Source organism: Rhodococcus chondri (assembly GCF_036327435.1).
Lineage (GTDB): Bacteria > Actinomycetota > Actinomycetes > Mycobacteriales > Mycobacteriaceae > Rhodococcus > Rhodococcus chondri.
The window spans coordinates 1-16178 of the sequence record NZ_JAUZMZ010000113.1 but is presented as its reverse complement, the minus strand read 5'-3'; the positions used below and the strand labels follow the sequence as shown (position 1 = coordinate 16178).

The window sequence follows — 16178 nt, the reverse complement described above, 5'->3', positions numbered from 1 at the left end:
GGGCACTACATGTGCACCATCGCCTCGACGATCGACGGCGCGATCGCAGACGGCACGGTGTCCGCCCCGAACGGGCGCACCGAGCTGTATCTGGCCGGCTACAACGCCGGCGAAGGCGCCGTCCTGGCCTCCGGGGGATTCCCGACCGGCGCGACCGATTACGTGGTCCAGACCCGCCCCTACGCCGACAAGATCATCGCCGATGAAGCCAAGTATCGGGCGATCAACCAGTGAGAGGACCATCCGTGAGGATTGCGCGAGTCACCCTCGTGGCGGCGGTGTGCACCGCGGCCGCCGTCGCGTTGGCGGGCTGCGGCAGCGACACCGCCGACGGCCAGCAGCACACACACACCGGCAGCGACGACCATCAGGTGATCGAGCCACTCTCGCCGCAGCAGATCGACGCCGACGACACCGCGATCACGGCCATGGGGATGATCCTGTCCTGGCAGCCCGCGATCGATGAGAGCAAGGCCGATGCGCTGATCCGGGCCACGGCGTATCTCGGCGGCGGTTTGCTCGCCGTGGCCGAATCCGGCACCCGCACCGAGGTGCGCCCGGACACCGACTGGCAGCAGTGGGCGGCCTCGAAGGATGCACTGAGCGCGACCTGTGTGCGGGCCGACTCGACCCCGGCCGCACCGGAGGGGATGCGCACTCTCGTCATCGACGTCACCTGCACCCAGACGGTGCTGCACGCCAGCGGGCGCAGCACCCGCCTGACCCCACAGCTGTGGCGCACCACCGTCACCCGCACCGACGACGGGTGGCGACTCACCGACTACCGATTCCAGCAGTAGAGGCGGAAGAACATGGCACAGACGCGACGCGACCGGCCCCGCACCTCCTCGGGCGCCGACGAGATGTTCCTCAAGGCACTTCCCGCCCTCGTGGTCGCGGCGTACCTGCCGACAATCGCCTACAACACCGGCGGGGGCCAAGACCCCACCTGGAACCCCATCGGCCTGCTGTTCGCCCTGGCCTTCGGGTCGACGAGCTGGCCGGCCGGGGCAACCATCATCCTCGGCGTCGAGCTCGTCCTGGTCGCAGCCCTGACCGGGGCCGGGTGGTGGGCGCTACGCCGGTTCGGGGTGCTCGAGACCCTCGAGGGCAAGCAGTTCGAAAAGCGCATCGACCGCCTCGCCCGCACGATGGTCGATCCGCGAGAAGTCGATGAGGCCGACCCGAAGTACCTCGCCGCCAGCGCCGCCCGGCTCGCCCCGGCCATCTCGCAGAGCCATCCCGGCTATCTCGGCATCCCGCTCGGTGACACCGTGGTCGGGGGTCGCACCCTGCGCATGACCTGGGAGTTCGTGGCGATCGCCTTCGCCGGTGCCCGGATGGGCAAGTCGGCGAGCTTCGCGATCCCCGCGATCTGTCACGCACCAGGTGCGGCGCTGGTGGCGTCCAACCGCGGCGATGTGTATTCGCACACCGTCGGTCTCCGCCGCCAGAGCGGGCGGGTGTGGGTGTTCGACCTGCAAGGGGTGAGCACCGGCAACCGGCACGAACGCGCGAGCTTCTGGTTCAACCCGCTGCGCACCGTGACCGACCTGCCCTCCGCTGCTGCGGTGTGCGGCTACTTCATCTCCGCCGCCACCGACGCCGGTGCCCGTGTCGATGCCTACTTCGACGGCAACGCCCGGGACCTGTTCGCCTCCTACCTGCTCGCCGCGTCCCTGGCCGGCGGGGACATCCGGCATGTGGTCGAGTGGCTGACCCACACCCAGTCGCAGATTCCCCCGGCGGTGCTCGAGCAGTACGGCTATCCGGAGCTGGCGCGCACGATGCGCGGCAAGCAGGCCGTCAACGCCAAGCAGCGTGACGGCTTCTACGACATGGCCCGGCGCTTTTTGTCCCCGTTGGACGAGCCTCGCTACGCCGAAGCGGTCCTGCCGAACCGGCGGGTGGTCATCGGCACCGATCAGTCCGGCAGGGTCACCGTCACAGAGGGGGAGCACGTTCACGACCTACCGGAGTTCATCGCCGACGAGTTCGTCACGCGCACCGACACGATGTATGCGCTGTCCAAGGACGGCCCCGGCTCGTCCTCGGCGATCTCGAGTGCCCTGGTCGGACAGATCCTGAGCTGCGCCGAGGAATACTCCGAGCAGCAGGAATCGGAACGGATGCCGATCCCGCTGACCGCGGTGCTCGACGAGGCCGCCAACATCTGCAAGATCGAAGACCTGCCCCGCTGGTACTCGCACTTCGGTGGCCGCGGCATCATCCTCATCACCTTCTTCCAGTCCCCCTCCCAGGGAGAAAAGGTCTGGGGCCGCGAAGCATTCAAGTCCATGGTCGATGCGTGCAGCGTGATCTGGTACGGCGGCAACGTCGAAGACGATGCGTTCCTGTCCGGTCTGGTCAATTCCGTCGGTACCCACTACGTCGATACCGAATCCCGCAGTCGCCCCGCCGGCTTCTTGTCCAACGGTCAGGCGAGCGTGTCGAGCAGCTGGCAGAAGGAAACCATCTTCGAAAAGCGGGACCTGCGGGCACTGCCGAAAACCCGTGCCCTGGTGACGATCGGCGGCTCCACCCCGATCCTGGTCCGCAAGGCGTTCTGGGGGAACTCGCCGTTCGCCGAAGCGATTCGGCAATCCCAGCGCGAGAGCAAGCAGCTCGCACCTGTCCAGCAGAAGGCACTGCCCGTCGGCGAATCCGATCGCTCCGGCGCTGCGGCCACCGCGGAGATGCACACCGAGGATCGGGCCGATACGCCACCGATCCCCATCGAACCGGCGCCGGACACCTCACGCGCCGACCGGCTCTTCCACTCCGAATTTCTGACGAAGGACTGACCATGGTCGAAATCAACACCGCAGCCCCCGACGAATGGGACACCACCAACGAAGCACCCGACGGCGACGACTTCGACGCCACAGATGACTACGACCCCGCCGACGAATACGACGACGACGAGTTCGCAGAAGAACAGCCGGCCAAATACGACGGTCAGAACGAAGACGAACCCGAGAAAAAACAGCCGAAGTTCAAGAACGTCATCGAGTTCGTCGAAGGCTTTTTCATCCCCGTGATCCGCCGCCGGATCAGCGACAACGACGGCGGCCTGTCCTGGGACCCGAGATGGTGGGCCTACCCCGAGGTCGTCGCTCGACTGACCGCACTGCACCAGGCGTGGGAAGAAGCACGCGCCTCCGACTCCATGTCAGCTATGTCCGCGTGGTGGATCCAGCACCTCGAACCCCACCTGCGGGTCATCCTCGACGGCGACACCGGACCAATGGCCAACGCCAAAGCTGACCGCACCTTTATGGGCTGGCCGGCTATGGCGTCGGATCCCATCCCTACAGCTGTCCTTGACACGCTCCTAGCTGCTTTTACCCCTGCGCGGTAAGAATTTAGAAAGACCTAGCGATGGCTGATCCCAGCCCGCCCTGTCTGCTATTAATAGAACCTTCACTGCATCACAGGAGGGGTCCCGTCATGAGCAGCTTTGAAGACACACTAAATGACACTGTCCCCGGACGAATTTTTCTTTCGTCTCTTCAGAAAGAATATCAACGGTCCGAAGAGTACTTGCGAACTCAAATCGAAGAGCGTGCGGCGGCGTTTATATCTAATCGCGTTGCGCGAGCCGTGAGCGAATATCTTTACTCAGACGTTCCGGAAGCTGTTACGAGGGAGGATTTCAAGGTTGATTTGGATCGAAACCTAGCTCTAGCTCTTGAGCATCTTGTCTTTAAGTCCATCCCCTTCGATTCACCTCAGGTTCACTACGGAGATTTGACACGATTCCGAAATGTTTCAATATTCAACAGGGTTCCTGTGAGCACGCTCCCTGGCGGCGCCTTCTGGACTGCGCCAATTACTGGACCAAAATCGGACACATGGAGGGGAAGGTCATCAAATAAAATTCGATCAACAATTATCTTCAACACAAAACTAGTCCGCCTCGCTCAGATTGATGGGTTAAAAGATTGGATCAACCTGATCAACTTGGCGCCCGAGAAGAACTCTGGGAAAAATTATCCCGACTGGACAGCTATTTCGTACCAATATGACGCGGTGTTCCTGTCCCCAGCAGGGTTGCTGCTAGCCCACCCACATCTGTCTCAATTTCCATTTCACACAGTAGATGGAACGGGTGTAACCCATAGCCAATCCGGTCCCTATCCCGGGGTAGGAGAGTGGTCAGCCGTTAGCACTGCATGGATGCGCGTCCCATGTGATGCTCGAATTGAACCTTCCTAGAGAGTGAACTCCACTAGGGATTGTGTGGAGGCGACTACCCTAGTCGCCTCCACACAATCCTAGACGACTAGGAATAGCCTCCACCGCAGAGCTTGTCTAGCCCTCCGGTTCCGTAACCTAGCTTGACATCCCTGGTCCGTATTGTGGTTTCCAGCACCCCTCCATTATCGTTTGTGATTTTCCAGTCCGTTTTGGCGTAGTAGGTCCCAGGTCGACACTCCATGTTGGTCGGAAATTCTAACTCTTCCTGAACCATTGGATTTGAACCGTCACCTACGGAACCTGTTTCGGTTGCCTTTCTCAGCACGCACCCACCGAATCCACAATCAGGCTTATGCCACAACTCCACTTTCGCTTCGATCTTACGTTTCGGATCGGTGCAACTTCCTGTTGTTACTATATTCACAGTATCTGGTTCATGAGAAGACACATGCGGAAGTTCATCGCCTAGAGTGCAGTCGTAGAACGTCTGCGCTACAGGACTTGTAAGGCTGATTGAGATATTCCCATTTTGGAATGATTGACTGACTGAGAGCGGTCCCGATGTTTCGTCGGTTGTAGGGTATCCGTATACTCCAGACTCGAATCCTTCCTGTTCCCAATAGAACAATATTGCGCCGCTGACAGGGTGTGCTCCCGTGGTGGGGTGCCAGTAGATGACACCGCGTTCGAAGCGGCTCATCCGGCCCTGCCCATCCGGCAGATCCATGGGGTCTTGGATGGGATAGCCGAGCAGACTCCCCGGCTCGTGCGCGCCGACGGCGTTCCACTTGTCACGGATCAGGCCATTACGGATCGCAGAGCCGATCGCATTCTGGAACGCCACGTAGATCGCGCCACGCTGGAACTCCTGACGACGCCCGACCCCATCACTGTGCACGATCTCGTCTGTGGTGGGATACCCAAGCATGCCGGCAGCCGCCTCGTACTGAAGGATGCCCCAGCGGTTGAGGAAGCTGTTGACCACCGGGTGCGCTCCGGTGTCAGGATGCCAGTAGATCGGGCCGTTGAGGAACGTCACCCGCTGACCGACCCCGTCGGGGTTGGTGATATTACCGCTGGACGGATACGTCAGGAAGCTTGCCGGACCACCGAGGGCGTTGTACTTGTCCCGGATCGCGCCGCACACCTGGAATGGGGACGGCCAGTAGGTTTGGCAGGTCACCGCCGCGATCGACATGCGCGAGAGAGCGGAGCGCTCCTGCGCCTCCATCATCTCGGCCTTGTCGGCGTCCTCCTTGGTGAACGGTGCCGGGATCTCCTCCCGATCGGAGCGCATCTGCCCGGGCACGAGCGTGGCGTTCGGGTTCTCCGTCGGCGCCCAGTCCAGGTCCGGCTCGGCGGTCTTGGACGACAGTTCCGGATTATCCGGGGTGATCGGTTGATCGGCAGCCGGGGCAGCGGGCCGCAGTTCTGCCGGCAGCGGTGCGAGCGTCTCCTCGGCCGGTGCGGCGGGCTCTAGCTCTGGCGCGGCTGTCACCGGCGGTGCGGCCGGTTCCGGAACCGTCTCCGATGCCGGGGTCGGCGTCACCGGTTCGGGCACCGCCGAGGTGCTCACGCAGTCTGTCGGGGCCACCGGCGTGGTGGTCGTGGTGGTGGGCGGCGGAGTCGTCGTGGTGGTGGCCGGGGGTGTGGTGGTCGGTACCGCGCACGGATCGACCGCGGTGGTGGTGTCGGCCGGGGTGTCGAGCGGCACCAGGTCCGGGGATGTTGTTGCCGGTGTGGACTGTGTCGTGGTGGGGACGGCCGGTGTCGTCTCGATCGGCTGCGCCATGGCTGCCGACCCTCCGACGGCAACCATCAGCACCGTGGTGCTCGCGATCAGGCACCGGCTCATCCATCTGTGCCGGGACATGACGGAGCCCCGCTGGGGGTGCGAATCCATCTGTGACCTACTTCTTCTCGGGTGGATAGGTACAGCGGTGGCGCCATCGCTCCTTGCAACTTAAACGGTTTCTCAACAATCACAAATGCACCAGATAACACTTACGTAACAAATACCGATCGGCCTGTTTGTTTTTTAAACAGACACGAAACCCGGCATTCGGCGCTAGACAGACAAGATCATCGCCGCCTCGAGCGATGGTCCCCTAGGGAGCAGCGACCCCGAAAACAGGTGAAGGAGCGGGTATATGCACGTGCGCGACAGGGTGACGAAGACGCGACGGCGGATGGCGACCGGAGCGGCCGCGGCCGGGCTGGCAATACTCGCCTTGACCGGCGGCGGTACAGCCACCGCTGCGCCGGCCGAGGTGGCGGCGGACTGCCAGATCTACTGGCCGTCGCCGTTCCAGGTGTGCGATGAGATCAAGGACCTGTACAACAGCCTCGGCGGGGCGGCGAGCCCGCTCGGATTCCCGTCGTCGGCGGCGCAACCGTACGGGACCGACGGACTCCGCCAAACCTTCACCGGCGGCGCCATCGTGTGGACATCAACCACGGGTGCTTACGTCGAATAACCACTTTGTGAGACTCGCTGGACCTCGAGCACCTCTGTAAGCGCGGCGAGTACCGCTCCCGAGTCGTGCATCCTGTGTGCCGGAATCGGGACAGCCCGCTGGCAAGGGAAGCTCCGATCCTTCGCCTATTCCCGGCGGACCACGCCTATCTCGGCTAGTAACCGAGTGTTGTTTCCCGGCCGCGTTCGACCCCCATGTGGGGGACGAACGCGGCCGGGTGTTCGTCATTATGGGGGTGTTCAATGTTGAGCATTTCCGTCACCGATTGAGGATGTCCGCTCATTGCAGCCCCGAGTGCTGACAGCAACTCGTGGCTGAGCTGGTTCATATCGACAGACGAGAGCGGCGCGGCCACCTCGTCGTCGCCGTTGACCGGGCCGATCGCGGAGGAGATGCCTCGGCTGGCTGTCTCCAGTACGGTCCTGATCTTGCTCAGGTCAAGACCTGTCTTCTGTGCGGGCTGGGTCACGTGTTCGGATTGGTCGGAGACGTCGGCATCCTGTTCGTCCTCGGCTGCGGCATTTGGATGAACGTCTCGCTCGGACGCGTCGATGCCGCTGTCGGCGTCGGGAGACGTGTCGAGATCGATTCCGGGATCCGCCGCGGTTTCTTCGGTGACGTCCTCTGTCTGGGCTACAAGGGTCTGTTCCTCGGGGCTGGACGCCACGTCATGAGAGAAAGCGGTTGGCTCGTCGGCGGCGAGGTTTTCGCGAGACAGATGGGCGAGCTTGTCGAACGGCGGCAGGCTTTTGACCGCGACGTAGCTCAGTGCCAGGGCACCGGCAGCGTCGAAGGCACGCTGGTCGGTCACGTGGTCGGCGGCGATCCGTTCGCTGATGCGCCGGTCGATCTCCTCGGGAGGCAGCTGGGCCTGTACGTACCGGGATTGTTCCTGCCGGTACTGCTGGGCACGCAGCGCGTGGAGTCGGGCCGCGTTGTCCTGCGCGAGCTTCTCCCATTTACGGGCGGCGGCGGATTTCTCGCCGCCGAAGTGTCGTGCTGTCGCGGCGGCGGCGAGGATCTGCACGGTGGTCTGGGTGGCCGGGGAGCCATGGAAGGCGCCGAGGATGGTCTGCATCGGCTGGGGCCGTGGAGCGGGCCGGCCTTGGCTGCGTTCTGTTTCGACCTTGCGGATGAACGCCGTTACGTCCACGACATCCTGTCGTGCCTGCACCGGTGCGGACCGTGGTACTTGTGCCGTGGTGGGCTGGGGCGGTGTCCCGCGACGACCGGCGCGGGCATCGATGTACGCGCCCGGATCCTCCGTGGTCGTCTGGGGGCGGGTCCGGCGGGTGCGGTCGGTGTCAGCCATCGGCGGGTGTCCTCGCTTGTCTTCATCTCGCGGTGCTCGTCTGTAGGTGTCACATCTGTGCCTCGGGGCCGGAATCTCGCTGTGTCGGGTCCAGCTCGGGGTGCGGATTCGTCGACGGTGGCGGTGCCTGCTCGGGACGGGTCCGGCGGGCGTCGGGCTGTGTTTCCTCGCGGTCGCGTCGGGCGATCTCGGCGTCGATCTGGCCGAGGATGCTCTCTTCGGTGCGCACTCCCTCACCCAGTCGAGTGATGCGGTCGCGCACCCGGCCGATCACCTGCTCGTCGAGGACGCGGGCGCGGTCGTAGCGCGAGGCCGAGGCCCGGTTGAACTGCGCGGAGCGTTCGATGATCGGCCAGTCCCGCTCCGGGGGTGCGGCGTGTTCGGCCGCCGACACCGCCGAGCTGGCTGCCGCGATCTGCTCTGCGGTTGCGGCCGGAGCGGTGCGCAGCCGGTCGAGGGCAGCGCGGGATTCTCGCACCGCCTGGATCTGCCGGTCCTGGCGGTCGACCTGGGCGACGCGTTCGTCGACGGCTGTGACCGCGGAGTCGGTACCGCTGACACGGGCGAGCTCCTCCTGCGCCAAAGCCAGCAGCATCCGGTCTTCGGTGAGCCGTTGCAGGCTCGCCTGGCGGGCAGCGCGTAATTCGGTGTCGCTGTAGCGGGCATACGGCGAGGCCGACGTCGTTAAACCTTTGCGCTGCGACGTCGGGGTGGTCAGCCGGGCAATCGCTGCTTCGGCCTTCTCGCGGCGGGCACCGTGGAGGTAGGCCAGGGGGTCGTGTTGGTCGTCGGGTGCACCGGTGACGACGCGGGAGACTGCGATGTCGCGCACGGTGGTGTTCCACAGCTTGATCCGTCGCAGGTTCTCGCCGGGGCTGCCGACGGCGGCGAGCCACGGCGCGTTCTGCTCGATCGCGGCCGTGAGGTAGGAGTCGATGAAGGCGTGCATCTGCTGCTGGTGGCCGCGGGCGTAGGCGGTGAGGATCGGGTCCATCTGCGCCGCCGCGTCCGTCAGGGCCGGCACCTTGTACCGCGCTAGGTCGTCCCTACGGGTGCGCCGTAACCCTGGTCCGTCGGTGGGGGAGATGCGGTCCTTCAACGCTGCGGCCAGGACACGGCCGGGAGCATTCGTGCCGTCGTCGAGGCGTCCGGCGCGGCCGTGCTCGCGCATCACCTCGACGGCTTCGCGCAGCATGCCCGGGGTGTCCCAGCCGAAGGTTTCGGCCTGGGCGACAGACTTGACGATGGCCTCCCAGCCGCCGAGGTCGTGCACCCAGCCGAACTGTCGCTCGGTGAGAATGCGGCCGAGGAGCTGTTCGGTGTAGTCCTCGTACAACGTGGACACGGCCAGTTCGTAGACCTCGGTGATCTGCGACCACGAGGCGGCCTTGCGCTGGGCCTGTTCGATCATCTGGTGGGCGGTGCGCTGCGAGCCGTCCCGGCCGAGGATCTTCGCCAGCAGGCCGATCGCGCCGGGGTGGGTGTCCTGGGCGTGTTCGAAGTCCCAGTCGGGTAGCTCGTCGTGGGCGGCGTAGACGATGTTGGCGAGTTTGCCGCGAGTCATTGCGACGTACAGCGACTGCCGATCCATGTTCGCTGCAGCGAGCACGTGGCAGTGGCCGACGGTCATGCCCTGGGAGCGGTGCACGGTCGTCGCGTACCCGAGTTGCACGTTCTCGGTGATGTAGTCGGCGGCGACGGTGACCTCACCTGAGCTGATGTGGTTGCGCAGTCGCAGCGAGCCGTCGGTGCCGATCTCGGCCACGGTCCACAGGTCACCGTTCTTCACCCGGCCCGACTTCGTGCCGTCGGCGTCTTTGACGACGTACTTGGAGTTGTTCTTGCGGGTGACCACCACGTCCCCGACGGCGGCTTCGAGACCGTCGGCGAGGATGACGCCGGGGCCGGTGACGGTGCCGCCTGCGCGGTAGTAGGCGGCGGCCTTCTCGTTGAGCCGGCGCACCAGGTCGTTGGTCGGGGCGACCATCAACGTCACGTGGCCGGCTTCGACGTCGGCGACGTAGGCGTCGAACACCATGTCGGTCAGCTCGTGCGCCATGGCTTCGCGGATGCGGTCGTGGCGCTCGTACCAGTCGAGGGCCTCGGTGTTGCCGCTGCGCAGCAGCAGGCTCGCGTCGGCTTCGCCGTTGGTGGCGAACCGGTGCACCTTCTCGAGGAACGGAGCGCCGGTCAGATCGGCGAGATCACGCAACACGCCACCGGCTTCGACGGAGGCGAGCTGCTGCGGATCACCCACCAGGCGCACCACCGCACCGGCCTCGACCGCGATGCGTGTCAGGTCCGCCAGATCACGGGCCGAGGCCATGCCCGCCTCGTCCACGAGCAGCAAGCTGCCCTTCTCGATGCCGGTCGCGATACCGGCCCGATTGCGGGTGAGCACGTCGGCGATGGTGCGGCCCTGCACCGAAATCTCGTCTCCGAGCACCTCGGCGGCACGGGCAGACGGCCCCAACGCGACGACCTTTCCGTGCGCGCTCTCCCAGGCGCGGGCGATCACCGTAGCGGCGGTGGTCTTGCCGGCACCGGCCGCCCCGACCGCAACCGCGACGCGTGTCTTCGCGGTGAGGAAGTGCTCGATCATGGCGATCTGGTCGCCGCCGAGACTGTGGCCGGCCTTGCGCTCGGCGCGGCGGATCTGGCGTCGGATCACGAAGTCGGAGACGGTGCGCTCATCACTGGTCTCGGCCTGCCGGCGCATGAAGTCCTCGGCGTCGAGGACCGCCTGAGCGGTGTAGCGCATCTGCGCGCGGTCCACGAGTTGACTGCGCACCAGGCCCCGTTCGATGCGTTCGGTGAGGCGCTCCGGTCCGCGATATTGCTCGGTGAAGGTCGGCAGGCAGTAGTCCCGCAACGCGAGTTCGAGGGCGTTGTCGTACATCGCCCGCAGCTCGTCGTCGTGAGCGAAACTGAACTCGCGCAGCTGCCGATCGACCTCCGCGGACAGGGAGAACACCGTCCAGGTTCCCGCCTTCCGCGAGAGCGTATCGATCGCCTTCTCCACCACCGTGGGTACCTGCTCCGGGGTGAACTCCGGTCGGCGATCACGTTCGCCTTGCACCGCGGACACCAGCTCATCGGGGTCACCACCGGCGAGGATCGCCTCGGCCCGCTGGCGCCATTCGGCCCGCAGCTCGGACAGCGACCGCGGCGGATTCTTGGCGTTGCGGGTGTCCAGGGTGGCCTGTTGCGCGTGGGCGTACTGCACCTTCTTCGGCGGGTTCTTGCCGTACTTGGCCTTGTACTCCCGCGCCAGTTCCTCCTGGCGGGCTTCGATCTGTGAGCGGCGCGAGAACTCTTCGATGAGCGTCAGCGGGATGCCCTCGACCTCGTGAACCGGGAGCTTGCCGACCGGAGTATCGGGCCTTGGGGCGAAGGTGACACCGAGCCTGCGGGCCACCAGATCGGCCACCCGGGTGTTGTACTTCTCCGACCCGGCAACGTTCGCCTTGTACAGGATCGTGCCGTCGATGCTCGTCCACTTGTCCTCGGCGAACACGCGATTGAACACGGCGCAGTGGGTGTGCAGGTTCGGGTCGGCGGCGCGGTTGTCGTAGTGATCGAACCGAGCCACTAGCAGTCCGTCGGCCTTGATCTTGCGCACTCCGCCGGCCCCGCGGCGGGTGTAGATCACCTGATTCTCGATCCACTCCAGTGTCTCGGTCACCGCCTGGGCGTGCGCCTCCTCGACCGCCGCCTTGACCGTCTCGTCCCCGAGTCCCCACAACAGGGAGATGGACTTGGCGGGAGTGAACACCAAGTCGTAACCGGCGACGGGGGAGCGGGCCTTGCCGTACTGGTCGGCGACGAACGTCCAGATTTCGTCGTTACTGAGCAGGTCGGCGCGCTCGCCATTCGTGCGCTCGAGGTGCTTGCGGGCAGTGGAGAACTGGATCTCCTTCTTGGCTTCTGTGTCGGGGTATTCGCCGTGCTGCGCCTTGTACGCGGTGCACAGTTCTTCGACGTCGTTGACGTACTCCTGGCTCTTCTGGAACCACGAAAACGCCCGTCCGAGAGCAGTGTTTCTGGACCAGTCGAGCCACTCTTCCGGTGCCGCTCCCTTGCCGGGCTTTGTCGCGAAGGCGTTCGGGGTACGAGCTGCACCGAAGACCGACCGCATCGCTTCCTCGGTCACTTCGGTGCCGACCTCGACGCCGACATTCTTAGCCAATTTGCCACACCAGATACCGGGCGGGGTGCCCTTGGCGACGTAGTAATCGACCGCATCCGCCTTGCGAGACTCGGTGGCATCACCGGTCGCCACGTGCTTGGTCAGATAGACATATCCGTCCCCCGCATTGAGCTTGTGGACGGTCATCACGCGGCAGATTATGCCACGTCGCACCCTTAGTGCATGAGGTGTGTAAAAGTTTCTGGGCTGACCGGAGGTCGGACCAGGTCTGTCGGATCCTCGACGGTTCTGACAGAGCAGCAGAGCTGCTGCTCTGTCAGCTGGGCGGTGAGTTTTCGTCGGCGAGGTGACCGAGGTGGTGATACGTCGACGTCGCGACAGACCGGCGTTGCGCACCGCCCCGCGAGCGCGGCGAGCCGATAGACTCCCGGGCCATGGCCACCTCGTCGAATGCGGCAGCTCGCCGCTCCCTGCGTCCCCACACCGCCCCGAACGTGCGGGAGAACCTGCGGCGCGAACGTGAGCGCGTGCTGGCGCGGCAGGCCGAACTGGAATCGTTGGCGGCCCCGATCCACGACGCTGCGGCGAAGCTCGCCAAGCTCGACGCGGTGCTCGACTCCCGAGCGGCCACGCCACAGCGCAAGATCGAGCAGCTGGAGAAGGCACGAGATCGACGTATCCAGAAGATCCAGGAGGAGTACGCCGCCAAGATCGAGACGGTGAAGGCGGAAGCGGAGTCGGCCGGCACCCACCTGACACCGGAAGAACAGCAGCAGGAGTCGGCGCTGCTACGCGACTATGCGCTCGCCATCGTCGAGTTCAACAAGAACGCCTCCCCCCTCGAACTCGCCCCGGTGTTGGGCGTGAGCACCCGGGAAGCAAAGAAGATCATCGCCCAGGCCAAGGACGACCTGGCCGCCCCCGGCACCGCCGCCTCACCCGCGACGGCGACGGCCACGCCGGTCCCGGCGTCTGCTGCCGACGACACGCAACCGGTGACCGCAGCGTCATGACGCGGCGCCGGTCGTGAGCGGCGACGGCGAGCCGTCGCTCGATTTCGTGTTTGCTGATATCGAGGTCGAGTACGTCGCACCGGAGTCGTCGGAGCCACTGCGGGGGCGGGTGGTGGACAACTCCCTGCGGCCGTCGACGGCGAACGTCGCGGCGTTCTGGGCGAAGGTCGTCCAGTCCCCGACGTGTTGGTACTGGGTTGGGGCGATCAGTGCCCCCGACGGGTACGGGCGGTTCAACTTCCAACGCGAGAACCGGCAACGCACCATGCTCGCGCACCGATTCTCGGTGGAGCTGGTGCACGGGCCGCTCGACCCGAACGTGGTGTGCGAGCACAAGTGCAACGAGCCGTTGTGCGTGCGCGTAGGAGCCGAGCATCTCGTGCAGTCCACGCACAGCGAGAACGTGCGCTACGCGATCGCCCAGGGACGACTCTCCGGTCATGTGCTGCTCGACGGGCAGGGACGCTCGCGCTACAGCCGCTCACTGGCGATCCGTGAGGCGCTACGAGGCGGGTACGACGAAGACGCACTGCTCCATGCGAAGACCAATCCCGGTGACTGGCAAGGCACCCTGTTTTGAAGGCGGCCGGTCTGCGGACCGGCGACGGCTTCCGCCGCCGTCCCGTCGTCGTCGTTGCGTGGGAGTTGCAGTCTGCGTCGGGTTCATCGCGGACTGCTGGGGGCCCGCGCAGGTCACCATGAGAGTTCGTGGCAGCGACCCTCGCCCTCGTGGGGTTCGACTTGCAGGGTGGCGTGTTCGAGGCGGAAGCGTTCCGCCAACAGAGTTTGCGCCGCCGCGAGCACGGCTGTGGGGTCGGTGTCGGATTCGGTGACCAGATGCGCGGAAGCCACTTCCATTCCCGAGGTAAGAGTCCAGACGTGCAGGTCGTGGGCTTCGTGCACGCCGGGAAGGGCATTGAGGGCGGCGTTGACCTCGGGGATGTCGATACTTTTCGGTGCTTGTTGGAGCAGGATGCCGATTGCGTGTCGGCCGAGGTTGTAGGCCCGGGGCAGGACGAAAAGTCCGATGGCGACACCGATGAGCGGGTCGGCGTACCGCCAGCCGAACACGAGGGTCACCACACCGCTGATGAGCACGCCGACCGAGCCGAGCATGTCGGCGAGGACTTCGAGGTAGGCCCCGCGGACGTTGATGCTCTCTTTGGCTCCGGCGCGCAGCAGGAGAAAGGAAATGAGATTCATGGTGAGGCCGACCACGGCGACGATGGTGACGGGCAGGCCGGGGACTTCGGGGGGGTCGGACAGTCGGTGGAGGGCTTCGTAGAGGATCCAGAGGGCGACGCCGAACAGCAGGAGGGCGTTGAGCAGGGCGGCGAACACTTCGGTGCGGTAGAGGCCGAAGGTGCGGTCCGGTCGGGTGCGGGCACGCTGGGCGACGGTGATGGCGGTAACGGCCATCAGGATGCCGAACACGTCGGTGAACACGTGCGCGGAGTCGGAGAGCAGGGCCAGCGACGAGGTGGACAGACCGACGACGACCTGGATCACGAAAGTCACCAGACCCAAGGCCACGGCGATCCACAACCGTCGAACGTGTCGACCGGAGGCGCTGGTGGCTTGGGCAGGCGAGAGGCCGTGACCGTGTCCGTGGCTCATCGTGTTCCTTCCTCGAGACACACACATCATATAGTCATATGCGCATGTATGCATAGCATAGGGGCAAGACAGGGGGCCGGCACCGTCAACTATCCTTCATAGTATTTCGGCGGCGAGGCGCGCGCCTGCAGGTTCGGCCGGCGGGAACGGGCGAACAACGGACGAGGCGAGGTTTTCCGTGGCAGGCACCAGTAGAGCTGTGGTCGGCGTGATGGTCAGCTGGACCGTCGGCGCGGCCCTGGTGGCGGCCGCCCTGGCGGCCGTGTCGAGCAGCGAGGTTCTGCGGTTGCTCGGGTTGCCGGATCCGGGAGTGCTCACCCGGTACGGCCTCCCGGCCGCCACCGCGATCGGGGAAGTGGCGGCGGTGGTGATGATCGGGTCGCTGCTGGTGGCAGCGGTGCTGGTACCGCCGCAACCCTCCGGAGTGCTCGATGTCGACGGCTACCGGGCCGTACGCACCGCGAGCGCGGCCGCAGCGCTGTGGGCCGGGTCGGCGCTGGCGCTGATTCCGCTGTCGCTCTCGGACACCTCCGGCCAGCCCCTGAGCACCGTGTTCGCCGATCCGGTTCCGTTCGTGCAGTCGGTGGGGCAAATCGAGGCCTCCACCGCCTGGTTGTGGACCGCGTGTCTGGCCGTCGTGGTGGGGCTGGGATGTCGCCTCGTTCTGCAGCACCGGTGGACACCGCTGCTGCTGGTCCTGGCGGTGGGAACCCTGATGCCACGCGCGTTGACGGGCCATTCCGCCGGGGGCGGATCGCATGATCTGGCCACCAACAGCCTGATTTTTCATCTGGTGGCGGCCGGGCTGTGGGTCGGGGGATTGACGGCGCTGCTGTTGCACGCCGTGCGGGGTGGCGGACATCTGGATGTGGCCACGCGCCGGTTCTCGGCGCTGGCGACGGTGGCATTCGTGGTGATGGCGGCCTCGGGAACGATCAATGCCCTGGTGCGGGTCCCGCTCGGGGAATTTCTGTCCGGCCCGTACGGGTTTCTGGTCCTGGCCAAGGTGGCGGCGCTCGGTGTGGTGGGGTGGCTGGGATGGCGCCAACGGACGGTGGCGGTCACTGCCCTGGCTGCCGACCCGTCGAACCGGCGCGCGTTCATAGGACTGGCGGTGATCGAATCGGCGGTCCTGACCGCCACGATCGGACTCGGAGTGGCGTTGGGCCGCACTCCGCCGCCGTTGGGTGAGCGTCGCGAGCCGAGTCTGGTCGACGAAGTCTTGGGGTACGGGTTCGACGGCGCCCCGACGTTGGGCAGGTTGATGACCGAGTGGCGGTTCGATCTGGTGCTGGGAACGGCGGCGCTGGTACTGGCGACGCTCTATCTGCTGGGAGTGCGGAGGCTGCGGGCGGCGCGGCGGTCGTGGCCGCTGCGGCGCACCGCGTCCTGGCTGCTCGGCTGTCTCG

12 protein-coding genes and 1 pseudogene are annotated in these 16178 nt (G+C 65.4%); 9 read left to right on the top strand and 4 right to left on the bottom strand.

Going from position 1 to position 16178, the window contains the following annotated elements:
- From Q8814_RS18105 to Q8814_RS18085, 5 genes and pseudogenes are all read left to right on the top strand, one after another.
- Positions 1-234 (top strand): annotated as a pseudogene (locus Q8814_RS18105) (peptidase M23); the annotation flags it as partial.
- An 11-nt stretch (positions 235-245) separates the two neighbouring features.
- Positions 246-800, top strand: coding sequence for a hypothetical protein (locus Q8814_RS18100; RefSeq protein WP_330153383.1), 555 nt, complete (start codon positions 246-248; stop codon positions 798-800).
- A 12-nt stretch (positions 801-812) separates the two neighbouring features.
- Positions 813-2804: a type IV secretory system conjugative DNA transfer family protein gene (locus Q8814_RS18095; protein ID WP_330153382.1), complete on the top strand. Its 1992-nt coding sequence runs from the start codon at positions 813-815 to the stop codon at positions 2802-2804.
- A gap of 2 nt (positions 2805-2806) precedes the next feature.
- Positions 2807-3361, top strand: coding sequence for a DUF4913 domain-containing protein (locus Q8814_RS18090; RefSeq protein ID WP_330153381.1), 555 nt, complete (start codon positions 2807-2809; stop codon positions 3359-3361).
- An 89-nt stretch (positions 3362-3450) separates the two neighbouring features.
- Positions 3451-4218 (top strand): hypothetical protein, encoded by a 768-nt coding sequence (locus tag Q8814_RS18085; protein ID WP_330153380.1) that lies wholly within the window; start codon positions 3451-3453, stop codon positions 4216-4218.
- A gap of 67 nt (positions 4219-4285) precedes the next feature.
- Here Q8814_RS18085 and Q8814_RS18080 read toward each other — a convergent pair whose 3' ends face one another.
- The gene (locus Q8814_RS18080) at positions 4286-5992 is read right to left on the bottom strand and encodes a hypothetical protein (RefSeq protein ID WP_330153379.1); all 1707 of its coding nucleotides are present in this window, start codon (positions 5990-5992) and stop codon (positions 4286-4288) included.
- A gap of 358 nt (positions 5993-6350) precedes the next feature.
- Between Q8814_RS18080 and Q8814_RS18075 the strand changes: the two genes are divergently transcribed.
- Complete coding sequence (locus Q8814_RS18075) at positions 6351-6677, top strand: LGFP repeat-containing protein (RefSeq protein WP_330153378.1); 327 nt, start codon at positions 6351-6353, stop codon at positions 6675-6677.
- Between the two features lie 154 nt (positions 6678-6831).
- On the opposite strand, the gene Q8814_RS18070 is transcribed toward Q8814_RS18075, so the two are convergent.
- Together Q8814_RS18070 and mobF are read right to left on the bottom strand one after the other, a co-directional pair.
- Positions 6832-7755: a hypothetical protein gene (locus Q8814_RS18070; protein WP_330153377.1), complete on the bottom strand. Its 924-nt coding sequence runs from the start codon at positions 7753-7755 to the stop codon at positions 6832-6834.
- Positions 7756-8038: 283 nt separating this feature from the next.
- Positions 8039-12325: a MobF family relaxase gene (gene mobF, locus Q8814_RS18065; protein WP_330153376.1), complete on the bottom strand. Its 4287-nt coding sequence runs from the start codon at positions 12323-12325 to the stop codon at positions 8039-8041.
- A 248-nt stretch (positions 12326-12573) separates the two neighbouring features.
- On the opposite strand from mobF, the gene Q8814_RS18060 reads away from it, so the two are divergent.
- On the top strand, positions 12574-13152 hold the full coding sequence (locus Q8814_RS18060) for a hypothetical protein (protein WP_200360327.1): 579 nt from the start codon (positions 12574-12576) through the stop codon (positions 13150-13152).
- A 13-nt stretch (positions 13153-13165) separates the two neighbouring features.
- A complete protein-coding gene (locus tag Q8814_RS18055; RefSeq protein WP_200360326.1) occupies positions 13166-13732 on the top strand; it encodes an HNH endonuclease in 567 nt (188 codons plus the stop codon).
- Between the two features lie 113 nt (positions 13733-13845).
- Here Q8814_RS18055 and Q8814_RS18050 read toward each other — a convergent pair whose 3' ends face one another.
- The gene (locus Q8814_RS18050) at positions 13846-14769 is read right to left on the bottom strand and encodes a cation diffusion facilitator family transporter (RefSeq protein ID WP_330153375.1); all 924 of its coding nucleotides are present in this window, start codon (positions 14767-14769) and stop codon (positions 13846-13848) included.
- Between the two features lie 211 nt (positions 14770-14980).
- Between Q8814_RS18050 and Q8814_RS18045 the strand changes: the two genes are divergently transcribed.
- A partial coding sequence (locus tag Q8814_RS18045; RefSeq protein WP_330153384.1) for a copper resistance D family protein occupies positions 14981-16178 on the top strand: 1198 nt, incomplete at its 3' end.

Excerpts from the sequence above, each read along its gene's own strand:
- mobF (WP_330153376.1), bottom strand. The coding sequence starts at position 12,325 with ATGACCGTCCACAAGCTCAATGCGGGGGACGGATATGTCTATCTGACC.
- Q8814_RS18075 (WP_330153378.1), top strand. The coding sequence starts at position 6,351 with ATGCACGTGCGCGACAGGGTGACGAAGACGCGACGGCGGATGGCGACC.
- Q8814_RS18060 (WP_200360327.1), top strand. The coding sequence starts at position 12,574 with ATGGCCACCTCGTCGAATGCGGCAGCTCGCCGCTCCCTGCGTCCCCAC.
- Q8814_RS18090 (WP_330153381.1), top strand. The coding sequence starts at position 2,807 with ATGGTCGAAATCAACACCGCAGCCCCCGACGAATGGGACACCACCAAC.
- Q8814_RS18050 (WP_330153375.1), bottom strand. The coding sequence starts at position 14,769 with ATGAGCCACGGACACGGTCACGGCCTCTCGCCTGCCCAAGCCACCAGC.
- Q8814_RS18080 (WP_330153379.1), bottom strand. The coding sequence starts at position 5,992 with ATGGCGCAGCCGATCGAGACGACACCGGCCGTCCCCACCACGACACAG.
- Q8814_RS18085 (WP_330153380.1), top strand. The coding sequence starts at position 3,451 with ATGAGCAGCTTTGAAGACACACTAAATGACACTGTCCCCGGACGAATT.
- Q8814_RS18095 (WP_330153382.1), top strand. The coding sequence starts at position 813 with ATGGCACAGACGCGACGCGACCGGCCCCGCACCTCCTCGGGCGCCGAC.
- Q8814_RS18070 (WP_330153377.1), bottom strand. The coding sequence starts at position 7,755 with ATGCAGACCATCCTCGGCGCCTTCCATGGCTCCCCGGCCACCCAGACC.